This window comes from Kosakonia radicincitans DSM 16656 (assembly GCF_000280495.2).
Taxonomy (GTDB): domain Bacteria; phylum Pseudomonadota; class Gammaproteobacteria; order Enterobacterales; family Enterobacteriaceae; genus Kosakonia; species Kosakonia radicincitans.
In genome coordinates, this window is the sequence record NZ_CP018016.1 from 3,604,016 (window position 1) to 3,620,344 (window position 16,329).

General features: G+C 52.8%; 15 protein-coding genes. 1 reads left to right on the plus strand and 14 read right to left on the minus strand.

Going from position 1 to position 16,329, the window contains the following annotated elements; genetic code table 11:
* Nucleotides 1-18 precede the first annotated feature (18 nt).
* The 5 genes from Y71_RS17400 to Y71_RS17420 all read right to left on the minus strand — a co-directional run bounded on the left by Y71_RS17400 (nt 19) and on the right by Y71_RS17420 (nt 4,144).
* The gene (locus Y71_RS17400) at nt 19-2,424 is read right to left on the minus strand and encodes a putative phage tail protein (protein ID WP_050998947.1); all 2,406 of its coding nucleotides are present in this window, start codon (nt 2,422-2,424) and stop codon (nt 19-21) included.
* Between the two features lie 92 nt (nt 2,425-2,516).
* A complete protein-coding gene (locus Y71_RS17405; protein WP_007374251.1) occupies nt 2,517-2,756 on the minus strand; it encodes a DUF1378 family protein in 240 nt (79 codons plus the stop codon).
* Nucleotides 2,753-3,283 carry a hypothetical protein gene (locus Y71_RS17410; protein ID WP_007374250.1) on the minus strand — a complete coding sequence of 177 codons (531 nt, stop codon included), beginning with the start codon at nt 3,281-3,283 and terminating at the stop codon, nt 2,753-2,755. The genes Y71_RS17405 and Y71_RS17410 overlap by 4 nt, the downstream gene beginning before the upstream one ends.
* Nucleotides 3,280-3,810, minus strand: a complete 531-nt coding sequence (locus Y71_RS17415) for a lysozyme (RefSeq protein WP_035943258.1) — start codon at nt 3,808-3,810, stop codon at nt 3,280-3,282. Before Y71_RS17415 ends, Y71_RS17410 begins: the two co-directional genes overlap by 4 nt.
* The gene (locus Y71_RS17420; protein ID WP_007374248.1) at nt 3,785-4,144 is read right to left on the minus strand and encodes a hypothetical protein; all 360 of its coding nucleotides are present in this window, start codon (nt 4,142-4,144) and stop codon (nt 3,785-3,787) included. Before Y71_RS17420 ends, Y71_RS17415 begins: the two co-directional genes overlap by 26 nt.
* 35 nt (nt 4,145-4,179) lie before the next feature.
* On the opposite strand from Y71_RS17420, the gene Y71_RS17425 reads away from it, so the two are divergent.
* The gene (locus tag Y71_RS17425; protein WP_007374247.1) at nt 4,180-4,530 is read left to right on the plus strand and encodes a hypothetical protein; all 351 of its coding nucleotides are present in this window, start codon (nt 4,180-4,182) and stop codon (nt 4,528-4,530) included.
* Here the strand turns inward: Y71_RS17425 and Y71_RS17430 are convergent, their stop codons facing one another.
* From Y71_RS17430 to Y71_RS17470, 9 genes are read right to left on the minus strand one after another with little or no spacing between them, the layout of a single operon-like run.
* The gene (locus tag Y71_RS17430) at nt 4,531-7,455 is read right to left on the minus strand and encodes a hypothetical protein (protein WP_007374246.1); all 2,925 of its coding nucleotides are present in this window, start codon (nt 7,453-7,455) and stop codon (nt 4,531-4,533) included.
* On the minus strand, nt 7,455-9,164 hold the full coding sequence (locus tag Y71_RS17435; RefSeq protein WP_007374245.1) for a hypothetical protein: 1,710 nt from the start codon (nt 9,162-9,164) through the stop codon (nt 7,455-7,457). The genes Y71_RS17430 and Y71_RS17435 overlap by 1 nt, the downstream gene beginning before the upstream one ends.
* Nucleotides 9,148-11,862 carry a transglycosylase SLT domain-containing protein gene (locus tag Y71_RS17440; RefSeq protein WP_007374244.1) on the minus strand — a complete coding sequence of 905 codons (2,715 nt, stop codon included), beginning with the start codon at nt 11,860-11,862 and terminating at the stop codon, nt 9,148-9,150. The genes Y71_RS17435 and Y71_RS17440 overlap by 17 nt, the downstream gene beginning before the upstream one ends.
* Nucleotides 11,862-12,356, minus strand: a complete 495-nt coding sequence (locus Y71_RS17445; protein ID WP_007374243.1) for a hypothetical protein — start codon at nt 12,354-12,356, stop codon at nt 11,862-11,864. Before Y71_RS17445 ends, Y71_RS17440 begins: the two co-directional genes overlap by 1 nt.
* Nucleotides 12,357-12,359: 3 nt before the next feature.
* Complete coding sequence (locus Y71_RS30770) at nt 12,360-12,791, minus strand: hypothetical protein (RefSeq protein ID WP_007374242.1); 432 nt, start codon at nt 12,789-12,791, stop codon at nt 12,360-12,362.
* Nucleotides 12,791-13,072, minus strand: a complete 282-nt coding sequence (locus Y71_RS17455) for a hypothetical protein (protein ID WP_007374241.1) — start codon at nt 13,070-13,072, stop codon at nt 12,791-12,793. The genes Y71_RS30770 and Y71_RS17455 overlap by 1 nt, the downstream gene beginning before the upstream one ends.
* Nucleotides 13,073-13,074: 2 nt before the next feature.
* A complete protein-coding gene (locus tag Y71_RS17460) occupies nt 13,075-13,476 on the minus strand; it encodes a hypothetical protein (protein WP_007374240.1) in 402 nt (133 codons plus the stop codon).
* Nucleotides 13,469-15,706, minus strand: coding sequence for a phage tail protein (locus Y71_RS17465; protein ID WP_007374239.1), 2,238 nt, complete (start codon nt 15,704-15,706; stop codon nt 13,469-13,471). The genes Y71_RS17460 and Y71_RS17465 overlap by 8 nt, the downstream gene beginning before the upstream one ends.
* Nucleotide 15,707: 1 nt before the next feature.
* Nucleotides 15,708-16,313, minus strand: coding sequence for a phage connector family protein (locus tag Y71_RS17470; protein WP_007374238.1), 606 nt, complete (start codon nt 16,311-16,313; stop codon nt 15,708-15,710).
* Between the last annotated feature and the right edge of the window lie 16 nt (nt 16,314-16,329).

Here is a 16,329-nt window from a genome sequence, read left to right on the forward strand (position 1 = left end):
CTCTTTAATAGTAAGACATTAAAAAACTATTGAGGCTCCAGCCGGAGTATAGTTGTTACCACTAACAACTGTACCTCCGGAAATGGAGCCTCCTTTAGTTCCAAAGATGTTGCTCTGTAGACTGACAAAATGGTTACCACTGCTGGGCGCAGTAGTGACAATATGGATATCTTCAATAAAACCAGAAACGATATTATCTGAGATAATGCAATTTGTCAGAGCCTGACCAGATCTTGTTGCTTTATAGCTGATGCCGTACTGTGCGGTTGCTGCTGAAAGATGATCAATCTTATTCCCTGAGATGATAGCGCGTCCACCAAATGACAAATCTCCCACGCTTATAGCGGTGTATGTAAAAGATGAACTCCCGGCGGTAAACAGCAGATCATTATCAGAAACGATAAGGCTACGTGTACCATTAGATGTTGACGCGGTGGTAGTGTCAAACCGTACGTTCTCCAGCCTGTTATTGCTGAAACTCAACCATGGACAGTTTTCGATTTTAATCCATGTCTGGGCAGTGCCAATAGATTTGAACGTGTTATTCTCAAAATGAACATCCATCAAGTCTGTAACAGGCGTATCCGTAAAATACACGCCTGCAATGTTATGGTATGGGTCAGTACTCTGAGTAAGGGCAGTATTATCAATAAACCGAATGTTGCGGCTAAGGCCAATAACAGTCAGACATCCATTCGCGGTAAATCCAGTTGAATTGGATGATGCTGTTGAGTCAATGCAGCCCTCAAAATCAATAGCCACATCTCCACAGTTGATTACGCTATTCCCTTTTACTTTAACGCGCTGCCCCATAGAGCCCCAGATACCACCTACGGTGTTCAGAACTGTATTGTCACTAATAACGATGTCATAGCATTTGCGTTCAGAACTCATGCTATCACCTTCAGCTAGAGCATCACCACCCCACCACTGAACCCCTTCCTTATGGTTTTCAATATAGTTGGCTGATACTACAACGCTTTTGGCATAAGAAATATAAATACCAGAAACTTTAAACGCGCCTCCAAGAATACCAGTTCCGTCTCCTATGGTGGTATTGTTAATAACCTTAATATTGCGGCTATAGTCTGCTTCATCAGTAACCAGTGAATAAACGCCAGTATTATCGTGAGCTACAAATGGATTAGGTGCCTTGGCGGATTTACAGGAAAACAAACCTATATTTTCTGTTTTACAATCCCGGACAATAACATCCACACAGGAAACACAGTTAACGGCATTTGTCTGGCTGGATGGCCCGGAAAACTTGAAACCAAGTATTTTTATGTCAGTAGCGCTAAAAGCATTAAAAATTGAATAACCAAGGGTCGTAGAATAGTGTTTTAACTCTGCACCGTAACCAGAAATTGTTTGCCCGCTGTTGAGCGTTAATGACCCAGCATCGACTATAGAAGGAATTTCTGAAGGGCGGAAAGTGATCTTCCTTGCACCGGTATTTATTGCAGCCTGGATAGCAGCGGTATCATTGGTAACACCATCACTAACTGCTCCAAACATGACCGGGCTGATGACGTCAGCATTGATTCGCAACCATGCCGAACCGCCATGAGTCTTAATGACAGTACCATTGTTGTCAGTATAACTTGTTCCATCCAGAACAGCACGGAATTGACCACCACCTAAGCCAGTGTCAGAAGTATGCTGTTTGAGGGTGATGCGCTGGCCTTCTGTTCCAGGCTCAATGGAACGCAATGTGGCAATGTCAGGACACACACCGATATATGTGAAACCTGTAGGTTTAGCCAGTTCAATCAGCACATCAGCCGCTGAGCCTGATTCAGGTAGGACCATCAGCGGATTACCAGCATCATCCATCGCAACTAATTTATTTTTGCGCATCTCCACATCGGGTAATGACGTTATTACCTCAGGAGTACGAAGCGTGCGGCTAAAATTGTTGCCCGAAAGAGTATCAACATAATTTTTAGTTACTGCGTCATTGGTATTCACAGGATCGGCAAGATTAGCAATGCGGTTACCTTCCGCATCATAAAAACTGGCAAACCGATTAGGCTTTTTAAGTGCGAGCGTGTCCCACCATAAAATAGCCCGCTGAATCAGCATCGTCAGTTTATCAAGTGCCCGTTCGTGGCTGGCCGCCGGGAACTTTCCAGTATCCTGATAGCTGGTTAATTGAGTTGCATCGGGATCACGAAAAATAAAGAGTATTTTTCCTGCATGCGCAGTTGCCAGCGTCAACTGACCACCGCTTTCATTTCCTGCACCGGAAAGGTAATAATCCTGATTCAACACCAGCGTTGTTGGATTATAAGTATCATCAGAAGGGTCATAAATTTGGGCAGCAATATGATCATTCTCAATGAAATAAAACGGTATATCAAAGGGACCAGTACTTGTTGAAAGTTCATATTCAACAGTAGAAATTTCATTCTCGACCATCATGAAGCCCCAAAACAATTCGACATGTCTGGCATTGTCAGAATCGCCCTGGCGCTGGGCAAAAATAAGGCCGCTATTTGCGGCCCGTTGAAGGTTTACATCACGACCGTTCCGCTTACGCTGGTCGCTGTGGCATCTGGCGCAGCTGCATTTTCTTCCTGCAGTTGCTTCAGCCGCGCCTGCACAGCGGCTTCAAATTCTGCCTGAGCAGCTTCAGCCTTTGCCTGCGCTTTGGCTTTGAAGTAATCGCGGATTTTTACCCAGCCACCAGCTATTAAAAACAACGCGCTTGCGGCGGTGGAAAAATACAGCATTACACTTTCGATAAATGTCATTTTGTTTTTCCTTGTCTGAGTTGTTCAGCCTGTTGAATGGCTGAAAGTTGGTTGTTGGCTTTTTCGATTGCTGCCAGTAGTGGCTGAATCCAAAGAACGGCCTGGCAATATGTCAGTTGCCCGGTGGCAGAGGTGCCAGCACCGGCTGCGTCAGCGCCGCCGGAAGTGGAGTGCATTGCGCTGGCACGTAGACGGTTCGTGTAGTCGAGCAACCCGTCAGAAACGCCAGCAGGCACAGGCAGGTCACACGATTTTTCACGCTTGAGAATCGTTCTGTATTCAATGACGGTTTCCTCTGCTTTGGCGTCAACGGTGGTATTGGCGGTCTCTGTAGTACCGGCAATACCGTTAAAGGCTTGCTGCTGGTCAGCCTGCATCTGAATGACTTTGGCCTGTACAAGGACGTTGGCTTCCGCCGTATCAGCGCGATTGCTGTTGCTCTCGTAGCGGATACCGAAGAACAGGCACAGCCCGGCCACCAGCAGGATAATCAGCAATAAGATGGTCGCTTTGATTTCTGCACTCACTTGTCTATCCCCCAGCACGCCAGCGCACTTTCCTGATCCCGGCGCGCCACCTGGCCGTAACAGTTATTCGAGCGAATGCGGCAGTCGCGGCCACCGTCTTTAATCCACCAGCGGATCGCCTCGCAGGCACCTTTACGATCGCCTGCATTAATGCGCTGATAGAACGTTGACGGGAAGCATTTACCGGGGCCGATGTTGTATGGGCAGAATGACGCAATACCCGCTCGCTGCGGTTCGGTGAGCGTCACCTTGATGTTTCTGTCCACCCATGCCAGGGCCTTATTGCGCTCGATGGCGTTCACCTGGTCACATTTCGCCTGTGTCAGCTTCATGCCCTGGATGACGGGTTTTCCATCTATCAGCGTGATGCCGCGGCAGATTGTCCAGATGCCCGAGCCGTCTTTATAGGCCGTGAGGCTGCTGCCCTCTTTCTCATTCAGAAACTGATCGAGAAGAACCGGAGCCGAAGCCCCGGCGGCAAGCAACCCGAGCATGGCCGCACTAAGCTTCGCTCTCGTCGATGCCATGAGATGGCCCCTGTGTCTGAATTTCGGTTTCATCCATCACGCGCTGAACTTTAGCCACAACCTCATCGGCCTGGCTCAGATCGTGTTTGTCGGATTTGCTCAGGAAATCAACGATAGCTCTGGTGCGCTGGCGGTCTAAATTCAGACGTTCAGCATTAGAGAGGCGCTCAGTTCGGATTGAACGCCGTTTATCGAGCCAGCTCAGAAAAGTTAAAAGAAAGCCAAGTACAGCAATAACCAGGTAGGCTAACTCCAGCGTCGTGATCCCCAAAAAGGCCGCCGCTGTCGTTATCGAATTACCTGCCCACGATAACCAGTTTGTTTGTTGGTTCATCCTCATCGCCTCACCTCCCAGCCGGGATGGAGTAAGTGAAATATCAGGCAGGTCTGATTGTGATGAGGGGAAAAGTGCTGGGCAAAAATAAGGGGAGCGAAAAGAAAAACCCACCGGGTGGTGGGTTGATTCTGTTATATTCAAAGAATACTTCAGCGGCAATGGTTGACAAAATGAAAAGTGAACACAGTCAAGTAATATACATCGCCATCGGTATCTCTATAGCAATCAGCTTCATTAGCGTTCTGTGTGGCGGATTTTCACTGTTCAATATTCTGTGTGGGCCTTTTGCAGTAATCGGAATCGTTGCAGGATTATGCATCGCCTGGTATTCCACTATCGGCATCAATAAAATCCTGCAAAAATTTGGGTTCAGGGATTACTGATTATCTTCCCAACATAAATTGCGACGGCGGGATAATAAAGTCGTTTCCTTGCTCTTCCTTCACACGCTGTTGATAGCGTTGCAGCGATCCAGGCGACATCCATTCCCGCATCTGGTTCAGGATCAGGAAGTCCATCACCGGGCGCACAACATGCAGATTCATGTACGGCGTGTGGCTGATCGCAAAATTGAAGTAATCAGCAGCCCGCGCATCCCCCTGCTTTGTCAGCCCGAACAAATTAATTGCCTGCGCCAGGTCAGAAGCAAATGGCCCGGCCAGTGACGTTGCCGGGGTGTTCCCGAACCGGTTGTATTCGCCAAACAGGAAATCGCCAAGAATACCCAGGCCGCCGCCCTGCGCCATTGCCGCCGTCCAAGTGCTGACATTATCCGCCGGGCGCGGCGTCTGACCGCGCAGCATCAGTTTCGTCTGCATGGACAAATAGCCGAATGCCGTGGCCCAGAGAAACAGCTGAGCAACCCCCATTATCTCGCCGTTGCCATTCCTGAATGCACGCGTCAGCGCATTATTGCGGAAGCTATTATTCTGACTGAGTGAGCCAAAATCATAACCACGGCCGTACAGCTCGCGCCCAATCGCATTCTGCATAAAACTGGCGGTGAAGGATTTGAACTGCCAGGCAAAGCGCAACATCTCCCCGTAAGCGGTACCGCGCTGCATGCCCTGTTTCATGATTGACATTGTGCGTGCGTCCGGTTCATTCAGCGCCACACCAACACGATCGAGAATATAGCCGCGCACTTTGTCAGAAAGCATGTCGCGGGCATACTCGACCGAGCGATCGTTAATTTTCAGCCCCCGGTTAGTGAGGTAATTTTCGATATCCGCGCGCGGTATATCCGCCACGCCGTCCGGCGTCATGTACGCGTTGCCGTCAGCGGCGTGCAACTTCATTTTGCTGAGCGCCGCCCACTCGTTTTCCTCTATGCCGTGCATCGTCAGCACGCGCCGCAGTTCTTCCGGCACATCACTAAATGATTTCCCGGCGTGCGCGCCCAGCCATTCAGAAACCATCATGCCGGTACTGTAACGGCTGCTGTTTGTCCACCAGCTTTGCAGATTCAGCCGGAAGTAATGCCGCATTGCCCTGTTCACCCGACCCGGCATCGAATTATCGGCGCTGAAGCGGTACATCAGTTCATCTTTCATGGCATCCGCATGCAGCCCTATCGATTTCAGCACCTGCTGGCGTTCCGCCCCCTTCCAGCGCGTAAGCTGCACTTTATTGGTGGTTGCCTCCCATACGGCACCGAGCATGTCACGCCCCTGATAACGCATCTCCATTGCCTGGGTAGCGATATCGTTGAAGGAAGAAATCACTGAGCCGCCCAGCTTCATCATTGTCTCAATAGCGCGAGCGGTCGCGGCCACGCGCGCCAGTCCGGCGTTACCGGGAATGTTGGTCTGGCCGGTGATTTCCTTTAGCTGGTTGGTCAAAGAGGTATTCCGCTTTTGCCGGAATTTATTCAGGGCATTGTCATCTTTCGCGGCCTTGTAGCGCTGCTCGATCCGGTCGGCCAGTTCATTGAACATGTTTTCCGGATTGGTACCCATACGCCGCATCAGTCCGGTAGTTTCAGCCGAATGGATCAGGCCGCTCCCCACGGCTTCACGCAGATTACCCACACCAAATTTATCGTTGTAGCGGTACCACGATAGCCCGTCTTTAAAATGCAATACGCGCTCCTGACTCGCCCGGCGAGCAACGTTGGTGCTGCCGCCTTTAAATCCGGTCATCCAGTCAGGGCGATCAGTGCGCAAATGGACGCCGGAAGACAGGCCCACATACACGTTATGCAGAAAATCGTCGATGGCCGCCTGTGATGGCGACAGTCCGCCCGGCGCTGCCGGATCAAAACGCGGTGTCCGCCCGGCGACGCTCACCCACTCGCCGCCGTCATTACGGAAACCAACGATATCACCAAGGTCGATATCCTGCCCGTTAGCCAGCAAATCCCCGTTGCGGAAATTCGCCCGCACCACTTGCCCGTTACCGCGCATGAGATCGACGTTTTCACTGACAACACCTTTGATATAAAAACGGCCGTCAGCGCGCTGCGCCAGCGCCCCCACGTTTTCTGGTTTCAGCGGCTTTGCCGGGCGTGCCCGCCCGTAAATCTGGTCTTCTGTCATCGCCGCCGCTTTTCGCACGGTTAAGCCGTTCTGCCCGTTTATGTTCAGCCCTTCGAATGTACGCTGATCCAGTTCCGGAAGGATGGCATCACGCCAGGCCTCAAAGCCTGCGGTGCGAATTTTATGGATATCGTGAGACTGGCGGGCAATATAACCGGGCAGTTTGCCGATCGATGCGCCAGCGCGGTTTGCATCGATGCGCGCTTTTTCCTGCCACTTCTCCAGCACGCGGGCAATTTTGATTGCGTCTTCCGGGATATGCCCCACATCGAGGTTGTTGCCCAGCCGCCACATAGCATCAGCAATATTCTGATCCAGTGAGCCATTGGCGAAAACAGGCAAAACGCCCTGCGCTTCAAGGTCATTGGCAAGACCGGAAATGTAGTGATCGCGCAGCTGGCGCATGTTGTTAAACGCGCTGTCGCGGGAACCGGCCACAGCCTCATTGCGCCCGACCATAATAGCGGACAAAGCGAGATCAGGACGTCCACCGAAGGCATCAATACGCTGAAGGTTCTCATGCATCAGGCGCATATTGATAACCCGGTTTCGCGCCTCGATGTGCTTCGCCAGCGCATCATCACGCGCCACTTCATCAGCAGCACGGAGAGCGGCTTCCTCCAGTGACAGCCCCTGATTTTCTGCCCGTATACGTGTGACAGTGGATTCCATGCGGGTAACGAGATCCTGCATTTCATCCTCGCCAAGCTGGCGTCCGGCCGCCGTGTTTACTGCCTGCTCGCAGGCTGTCAGAAATTCACCCTGTGCCATTAGATGGCTCTCCTTAACATACAGGCTGCAAATGCGCGTGCCGCCTGAGCAAAACTCATATCCCCGGCCCCGGCCTGAATTTCGGCAAGGTGGGCGTTAATTTCCGCCTGGTTCTCAGCGCCTGCAAAATGCGCCTGAGCCAGATCCATTTCTGACGCGAGGTCATCCTGCGCGGCGCGCAGCTGGTCATCACCACGTTGCTGAATTGTCCGGTCGGCGTCGATGCTGGCCGACCGGGCCTGCTCATCAGCACGCACCCGGTTATCTGCCTGAGTCTTCAGCCTGTTCAGCGCGGCGCTTCGTTCCGCCGGATCGGCAAGACGGAAAAAATCTTCTACATCAGGATTGTAACCGTCTGCCGCCTGGCGAATCGCGGACCTCAGTGCATTCTGGCGGACAAAAATATTCGCATCGCCGAAACGCTCAGCGGCGGTTCTTACACCACCAGCCAACGGAGAAACCTGCAACCCTTGTTTAATCTGCCCGGCTCTGGCTTCAATCAGACTTGCCAGATCATCCGGTATTTCCCCGCGCTCAAGCTGGCGTAATTTACCGCGCGAGATTTCCGCGTCCCTGTTGGCAGAAATTTCTTCGCGTAACCGTGCGGTCGATTCCTCAGTTTGCTGGCGGATTTGCTCAATATCTTTTCGCGCGCGTGCTTCCGCCTGTTTGCGGCTCATGCGCTGGCCCTGATACTGTTTTGCCAGGTCACGGAACTGCTGATCTGCCTGCTGCAACGAGGCTTCATTTTCGGCAATCTGCCGGTTGATGTCGGCGATGCGGGGCGACTGCCCGTCAAGCTGGCCGGAGAGTGAGTCACGATAGGGCTGAATATTTTCATCCCATGCGCGCCGCCAGGCGTAATCATCGACACCCGTATTAATGGTTCTCGCAAGGTCAGTCTGCGCGTCGGAAAAACTGTCGCGTAGCGCCGGTGCGTTGTCCGGCGTGAGGCCAGCCACATTCACAGTGTCCGCCTGCCCTGCTGGCGCAGCATCCGCAACAGCCTGTGGGTTGTCCTGCTGCATACGCTGCTGGCGCCGCGCGGCAATGGAATCCCTCACCGCGCCGCCAAGAGCATGCAGACCACCGCCGGCGATCGTGTTCATGAAGAAATTTTCCACCGCCTGCCCTAGGGTGTAATCATCACCCTCTGAAGCGGAAGCGAGTGCGTTGATGGGTTCGGCGATAGCAGACTGAACAGCACCAGCGCTGGCACCCTGAATAAACCGCTGGGCAACACGCCCGGCCACGCTGGCCGCACGCACCGCACCCACACCCGGAATAAAACCGAGCGCCACGTTTCCGGGATCTGTCATTGCACCAGCCAGCCCGGCGGTAAAAATAAGCGGAGTTGCAACGACGCCTGTCGGTGCTGACGCCAGAATAGCTTTTCGTTCCTGGGTAGCATTGTGCGTTTCCGTCAGGTGATCGAGATAAGCCTGCGTTAACCCCTGATCCGGTATTCTGATATTTTTGATGCCCATCCCGTCAAGTTTCTGCTGGGCTGTTTGCTGGTCCACCAGCGGCGAGGTGGGATCGTTCGCATAGGCTTCTGATTCGAGAAAGCGCCCGGTAGCATTAAAGGGACCTGAACGTCTACCCTCAGTAAAGGCCGCGCCCGCAGCCTGCCCCAGCCCGCTTTCAAAGTTTGTACCGGGTTGTTGCAGGCCCGCGCCAGCATCTGCATCATCAACGTAAATTGGCATTGGTATTCCTCATTCCTTCGCTGAATGATGGGCCGCCCTGCTGCTGGCCGCCGAACGTTTCCCGCAGCCCCTGAAGGTTAGCAGCGCGCTCCCCGCGCTGGGTTCCCGGCGTGTATTCTTTTTCGCTATCCCATGCAGACTTAGCCCGCAGCAAGAGTGATGGATCCGCTTTGGCAAGTTTATCCAGATCGGAAAAACTCACCGTTACAGGGTTGCCGCTGGCATCGTTCTGCACATTGTTTCCGAGATACAGCACCAGCCCGGTGTCGTCGGCGTTGTTAACCCAATGCGCGTTATTTTTTACTTCGTAGAGTGTTTGCGATTTCGCGAATTCATCAGGCGTGTTTTTCCCGAAGTTAAGCGGCTGCAACTGATCGGCTGTCAGTTTTTCTTTGAAGAGGCTGGCGCCGCGGTCAATATAATCTGCCTGGTAACCGAGATAGGTCGGTACGCGATAGGTATCGTTCACCGTGTACTGGCTGGTGAACATATCAGCGACAGCCTGTTTGGCCGCATCGCCGGGACTCATTCCGCGAAGAACATTGATCATCGTGAGGCGTTGCCCCTGCTCATTCAGCGTATTCCAGCTTCCGGCACCGCCCGGCTGCACAAGCATGGTCTGGCGGAAATCAGCAGACGCATCCGCCCATTCCTGGGCTGTGCTGGTATCGGAGCCTTTGCCATTTTTCGCGATGATGGACTCTTTCAGGCTGGCCGTTGGTGTGTTTCTCTCCTGCCACAGTGGCACGCTGGCGCGCGGATTACCGGCAGAGAGCGCACCGACGAGCGCGCCATTTTTACTTTGCCCCATTATCTGGCGGCCAACGATCTCGGAGTAAGGCCCAAAGGCGTTCAGTTGCTGGCGAATGGAATCGACCGTCGTTTCTTTGTTGTTGTTAAAGCTTTCCGCCATGGCATCAGCCACGGAATCAGGCAGCAATTTTGTGCTGTTGACGCCAAAGCGTGATTTTTCCGACTGAACAGACGCAATAAACGACTGCGCAGACGTGGGATCTGCCGGATTCTGCTGCCATGAAGAAAAGGCCTGCTGGACGAGCGGCGAATTTTTGATAAACCACGCGCCCGGATCGCTCTGGCGCTGCTGCTCTGTCTGGTTAAGCTGCGCAGAGGCTTTCTGGTAAAGCGTCATCTTACGGTCAAAATCTGGATCATTGGCCTGCGGATAGAGCGCCTGCACACTCTGGCGGGCAGAGATCGCCGGTTGCGTCATGATGGTGTTATAGGTAGGTACCAGCGCTTTCGTCGCTTCGTATTCGTCATACTGGCGGCTGAATTGCTCCAGTTGCTGCGCTGTCGCGCCCTCCGGCAGGTAGGATAAATATTCCTGCCGTGACACGTCACGCACCGGCATAATACCGTTCTGCATCTGCGCCATATTATTCTGCATCGTATCCTGAAGATTCTGCATGCCATAGGCGCGCTGGCGGTTCACTTCGGCGGAAACCTGCCCGATAAACTGACTTTTTTGTTCGGGGCTTGCGTTCTGGTACCAGGGCATTTTTTGGATCTGAGCAATTTCCGCTTCCGGCGGTAACGACTGCGCGCGGCTGAGAACGCCCATTGTGTAATTGCGCGTCTCGTTAAAAGGGATCCCCGCGATAAACTGGTCATTTGAAATTTCACCTTTATTCGGGTCGCCAAGGCGTAACAGCGCCGGATTTTTCCCGGTCTGGTTTGTGCCGTTAATCCAGTCATCAACTGCGCCCGGCCCGGCGTTATACGCGGCGACCGCCAGCGCCTGATTACCACCATATTTTTTCGTTAAATCCTGATGATAAAGCTGCCCGATACGCATGTTGTACCCGGCGTCATTCATGAAGCGCTGCGGATCCCATTCAATTCCGTGTTTCGCTGCCGTCTCCTGTGCGGTCGCAGGCAGCACCTGCGCAATCCCCATGGCACCAGCAGGCGATGTGAGCGTCTGCCCGTTGCCGTCAAACTGCCTGCCGCCGGATTCTGACGGGATCATCGCCGAGAAAATTTTGTCGGAGGAAACATTTCCCGGTGTAAACGTCGCCGGGGAAGTCAGTTGCCGGGTTCGCCAGTCGGCAATGTAGGCCTGCGTGGCGTTCTGCGACATCTGCTGATCCAGTCGCGCCACCCGCCCGTTGATTTCGTCAGTTGACCAGCCGTTGGCCTGCCCGAAGGTGTTAATTGCATCAACAGCTTTTGCGCGGCTCAGCGCGTAATTACTGGAATCGTTCCGGTAATTCTCGGCATCATTTACGGCCATTTGCAGACGCCCGTCGAGCTGCCCACGGCTGTAGTCCTGATACTGCTGGTATTCATGAGCATCAGTTGAGCTTTGCAGTTGTAGCCGTGTTGCTGCGACCTGTCTTGCCCAGTCATCACGGCGGCCTTCCGGGATACTTTGCCCCAGCGTTCCGGCGGCCTGATCATATTGCTTAAGGGCATCATCAGATGCGCCTATCGCGTTTTGCCCTTCTTTTTGCCGCACCTGATTGAAGAGATTGTATTTGATGGTGTCCAGCTTAAGCGCACCATCCTGTAACGCCGTATCAGTCACCTGGCGGTTAATGGATTCCGTTGCCCGCGCGGCAGAATCAGCACCGGCCCCAAGGAGTTGCAGATCGGTAGTGGTCTCAGGCAGATTGACGGGACCGGCGCCCAGCCCCTGCGTGGTGTTCTGGCGAGTGTAAAAAGGCAAAGTGGCCATTATTTTTTCCCGTACTTAGCAGTGAGAAATGTCGATCCAACCTGAGTTGCGGCACCAAGATAACCAAGCAAACCGGGCTGAGCAGCTTTCGCCTGTTGCCGCGTGGCGCTGGCCTGATTTTTCAGTGCATCAGATTGCAGGATCCCGCTGTTAGCCTCTGCATTCGCATCTTCCTGAATATTGAGCGCAGTCTGGCGCCGCAGCAGCGCATTGGTGCCACCAAATCCGGTACCGCTGGCCGCAATGCGGGAATCCTGATCCGCCTGGAACTGCGCGCCACGACGGCGGATTAGTGACGATTGCTGACCGGAATTCTGCACCGCCTGATTGGCCTGATTATCGAGCAATTGCGCATTGGTGTTCAGGTTGGTTGCCTGCTGCCGGGCGCTGCTTAGCGAAGAAAACGCATTCAGTGCAGAGGCTGATGTTTGCGCAACAGGGACGGCATTTTGTTGAAGGCTGTTGCCCACGGACTGCCAGTTCATAGAATCCATAAATCACCTCGTCAGTGCCCACAGCGAAGCATCCTCGCCGCGGTGATTAAATTTTTTCAGCCTGCCTTCGCACTGCATGCCAAGCATCGAAAGAAATCGCTCACCCTCAGGGAAAGATGTGCTGGCTTCAATGCGGTGATAATCCTTCAATGCATTGTGCAGTCCGCGCTTTGTCGCCCTGAAAATCTCGGGCCAGATATTTGGTATTCCTGCGGAGATGATCATCCATGCGTGACCAATACCGGCATCAAATACCAACCCGTATTTTTCAGCAGGCACAAAGCCGCCAATAGCAACCGGCTTTCCGTCATGAAGGCAGGTGAATGCCCCGACCTCTGCAATATTTTCAGCATGCTGCTGTGTCCTGATGCAGCCGATCTGCAACGGCTGCGGCTCAATATCCAGCAGATGCCCAGGCTCAAACAAAACGATCATCAGCCCCCCAGCAGTGTTTTTTGCCCAGAGGAATTAACCGTTGTACCGGATGCCCCGGTAACGTTGCCCTGAGTACCCTGCCGCTGACGGCGGCGCAGCAAATCATCAGCCTGTGCCTGTGATGTGTCCTGCGTTACTGGCTCGGTTGCCTTTATGGTTGTCCCTTTCTGGTTGGCACTCTGGATAGCAGAGTAACCACCCACAGCAGCCGAAAGAACTGCTGCGCCCGCTGTCCATGTTGCCGGATCGGCTTCCAGCGTGAATTTGCGTTTAAAAAGCATGTTCACCTCACAATACAAAATAATCGGGCGTCACACCCAGGCTGATAATTACGGATGATAGCGTCCTGCTGGTAACTGAGCATTTTTGCGACGCGCGCAGAAAGGTTATCGGTGCAGACACATTCAACGCGGTGATTTTCCCGCAGGGCAATAGCGGTAAATTGCGCTGCTGCGCGGAAAATGCGGACAGAGAAATCAGCCGCATCAGGATCTGTTTTTAACCACAGCCGTACGCGACCAGGCGCTATCTGGATTGCGCCACCGGCAGCGAGTGTTTTTTCCCCGCATTCCAGCGCAAACGACGGGAAAGATACCAGCGCCGCAATAGTTTCCGGCGGTAGTGGTTCCGGGAATATTTCGTCAAGGTGAAAATCCTCAAGGCGGACAATAACGGCATCAGTCATCTTCAATTTCCCCTACGGGATCGATGCTGACAAGGGTCATAGGTTGCGGGAGATCCTGTACAATGCGGAGGCATCCGTCTTCGTTGTATCCACCAGGCCACGGCACGGTCACGACGCCGTTAAACAACGGTGGTGCTTCATCCATGTTGTCGGCATAATCGCGCGCCCGGATCGCATCCAGATTTTGTCCATCCTCATCGCCATACTTCCCGCCCAGTGTATCGAGAAAACGCAGGCGCGCTTTTGCAAAGCGTTTCTGTCCCCCCTCTAAAGGGAGTGTGATCAACTCTGCGGCGTTGTTGTACCCCACGTGCACGACTTTCGAAGCCCAGTCCAGTGAGATTTTCCCGCTGCTGACAGTCCGATTCGGATGTGTGGCTCCGTCTGTCACCACACTGACAGTTTCACCTTCCAGGTGGCTGAGGCCGGATATTTCTGTCACCGCGTCGCCGTCATAAGTCAACATGCAGTCAGGCACTGTCGCATCCTGCTGGTCCATCTCTGTGCTGTCGAATTCCTGCGTCATGTACTCGATATAACGCTTCGTGCTGCCGTTGATGGTGCGTTTCACCACCATCCAGACCTCATCACGTCCGCCATTTATATCGGGAATGCATTTCACACACTCAACTTCACCGCCGACATTGTGCCGGTGCCAGCCGATCACGTTCTGCTCGGTGTTATGGGTAAGTGCCCGCAGTGAACCGTCAGAAAGGACACACCACAAAATGCGGTTAGGCTCCTGCTGGTATGACATGCTGATAACGCCGGGGGCTGTGATATGCGGTGCGAGAATGGTCGCATCGTTAGCGCTATAGCTGTCTGACGCAGAATCAAACACAGCACTAAGCACTTTCCGCCCGGCGCGCTGAACGAAAGCGACGTTGTTGCCCATACGTTCAGCCATTACCTCATTTGCCCCGAACGAGCTGTTGAGTTCTACTTTGGTGTTACCAGCCCCAAAAGTTGATGTAATGCTCTGCTCGCCATAAGTGAATTCAGCCCCGGCCGTACCTATGAATATTTTCCCGGAAGACGGGATCATCCATTGCAATGCATCCTGAGTGTCATCAATGCGATCGTTGATCGAATCATCGCTTTCTGCCTCAAATCCGTTTGTCATCGGGTTGAAGTTTTCAAGATCACCCGCAACGCTTGACCAGATTTTTCGGTTACCAGAGAAAACCAGCCTGCCACGGAAAAAAGCCACAAACTGAGGGTAAGTAGCAGCCTCAGACCATTCACCGAATGCCCATGCATAGGTCGGGGATGACATGACAGATGCCGGAAGTTCAAGGAGTATTTTGCCAACTGCATGTTTTGAGTCTGTTACTGATGTGATGAGGACAGCGCCCCACGTAGCGGCATATCTCCATTTTACTTTTGTTGTTGAGTCGCCAGCGCCGTCGTAATGCGCGCCAGCCGTCCACGTGGGTTGAACGTTGCCGGTTGTCCCGGCGGTCATAGCTTCATAGAATTTACCGTCAGAAAAGAAGATATAACCCACGGACACTGTTTTTCCTGAATACCAGGTATTGGCATCTGAAGAGACACTTTCGATATAAAACAAAGCGCCAACGTGGCCGCTCTCAAAAATATCGGCATTGGCGGTAATGGTACAAAGTGAACTTGTAGTTGGGGTGCCATCGGGTAAATCTGCACCATCTTCTGACCACGGACGAAACTGATTCGTGGTGACCACGATTGTTTTATCAGAATTGACGTCCTGGAATGGTCCACCGCTGAAAGTGGCTTCCTCGAAAGTCCAGTTGGTATTAGTGACGCGGGTTAGCTTGTGTACCGGATAATTTCCGTTAGTGCAGCATACGTAAATTACGTCGCCGCTTTGTTGCAGGGACAGGCCAAATTTACCGTTATTGGTCAGGTCATCCGCAGTATAGGGCGTTTCGATTTCCAGAATATTGCTGTCGCCGTCATAAACGACACCATGATCATAAAACAGGCGGATGTAGCCAGGACCAATTTCCATGATAAAGGCTTGCGATGTGCTGTATTCGAAGCTGGCAAGCCAGACCCGATCTGAGCTGTCTTTCACTTCTGCGACAAAATAAGTCCCGCCCCGCCGCCTGGCTGGTCCCTGCGGCAGCGGAATAAAATTCATCATGTACTTAACGGCGCTGGCCCACTTATCGAAATCGACCTGCCCGTACATGACAGGCGCCAGCTCCCCCGCGTTAAACGATCGTTTTGTTGGTTTTATTTTTGCCATATCACAATCTCGCAGCCATCCACGTAGAAGGTGGAAATCTTTCAGAGGGTTTTTCGATAGCATTAGCCCGGACGGCGCCAGCAATAATCGTCTGGAATTCGTCGCGTAACGAAGTAACCAGCGTGTCTTTTCCCGTCACGGCTTTGCATGACCGGATCGCCAGTTGGCAGGCCAGCGCATCAACGAACGTGGAATCGAACTGCGCGGCATCGGTAACCCTGGCACGGTAGCGCAGGCTGAGTGGCGGCGGTAAATTTGTCAGCAGTTCCCGGCCTTCAATACGATATTCAGCGATAACAAGTCGGGGATCGTATTCCGTCCAGTTGCCATCGACGTACATATCCCCCACGGAAACGAGCGCCAGCAAATCTACAGGCAACTGGTACGTGAATTGGTAATCAATGGTCGGGGTTTTGTTCAGCGGTGTTAACTGGACACTTCGCGCGCAAAAATTCCATGCGTATTCACGCTGAAGCTTTTCAAGGAGAGGGTTATAAATCAGGTTCATCAGGCGCGAATTTTTATCCTGTGTATTCCTGTCCATGAGATGATCGGAACCCAGGAAAGAAACCAGCGCCAGATTCATAATATCGGTTTCACCGGTCATCGTGGTACCTCATAAA

What these genes read in the sequence shown, in the direction of transcription:
- Y71_RS17400 (WP_050998947.1), bottom strand. Translation starts at nt 2,424, where the DNA reads ATGATGGTCGAGAATGAAATTTCTACTGTTGAATATGAACTTTCAACA.
- Y71_RS17405 (WP_007374251.1), bottom strand. Translation starts at nt 2,756, where the DNA reads ATGACATTTATCGAAAGTGTAATGCTGTATTTTTCCACCGCCGCAAGC.
- Y71_RS17415 (WP_035943258.1), bottom strand. Translation starts at nt 3,810, where the DNA reads ATGGCATCGACGAGAGCGAAGCTTAGTGCGGCCATGCTCGGGTTGCTT.
- Y71_RS17420 (WP_007374248.1), bottom strand. Translation starts at nt 4,144, where the DNA reads ATGAACCAACAAACAAACTGGTTATCGTGGGCAGGTAATTCGATAACG.
- Y71_RS17430 (WP_007374246.1), bottom strand. Translation starts at nt 7,455, where the DNA reads ATGGCACAGGGTGAATTTCTGACAGCCTGCGAGCAGGCAGTAAACACG.
- Y71_RS17435 (WP_007374245.1), bottom strand. Translation starts at nt 9,164, where the DNA reads ATGCCAATTTACGTTGATGATGCAGATGCTGGCGCGGGCCTGCAACAA.
- Y71_RS17440 (WP_007374244.1), bottom strand. Translation starts at nt 11,862, where the DNA reads ATGGCCACTTTGCCTTTTTACACTCGCCAGAACACCACGCAGGGGCTG.
- Y71_RS17445 (WP_007374243.1), bottom strand. Translation starts at nt 12,356, where the DNA reads ATGGATTCTATGAACTGGCAGTCCGTGGGCAACAGCCTTCAACAAAAT.
- Y71_RS30770 (WP_007374242.1), bottom strand. Translation starts at nt 12,791, where the DNA reads ATGATCGTTTTGTTTGAGCCTGGGCATCTGCTGGATATTGAGCCGCAG.
- Y71_RS17455 (WP_007374241.1), bottom strand. Translation starts at nt 13,072, where the DNA reads ATGCTTTTTAAACGCAAATTCACGCTGGAAGCCGATCCGGCAACATGG.
- Y71_RS17460 (WP_007374240.1), bottom strand. Translation starts at nt 13,476, where the DNA reads ATGACTGATGCCGTTATTGTCCGCCTTGAGGATTTTCACCTTGACGAA.
- Y71_RS17465 (WP_007374239.1), bottom strand. Translation starts at nt 15,706, where the DNA reads ATGGCAAAAATAAAACCAACAAAACGATCGTTTAACGCGGGGGAGCTG.
- Y71_RS17470 (WP_007374238.1), bottom strand. Translation starts at nt 16,313, where the DNA reads ATGACCGGTGAAACCGATATTATGAATCTGGCGCTGGTTTCTTTCCTG.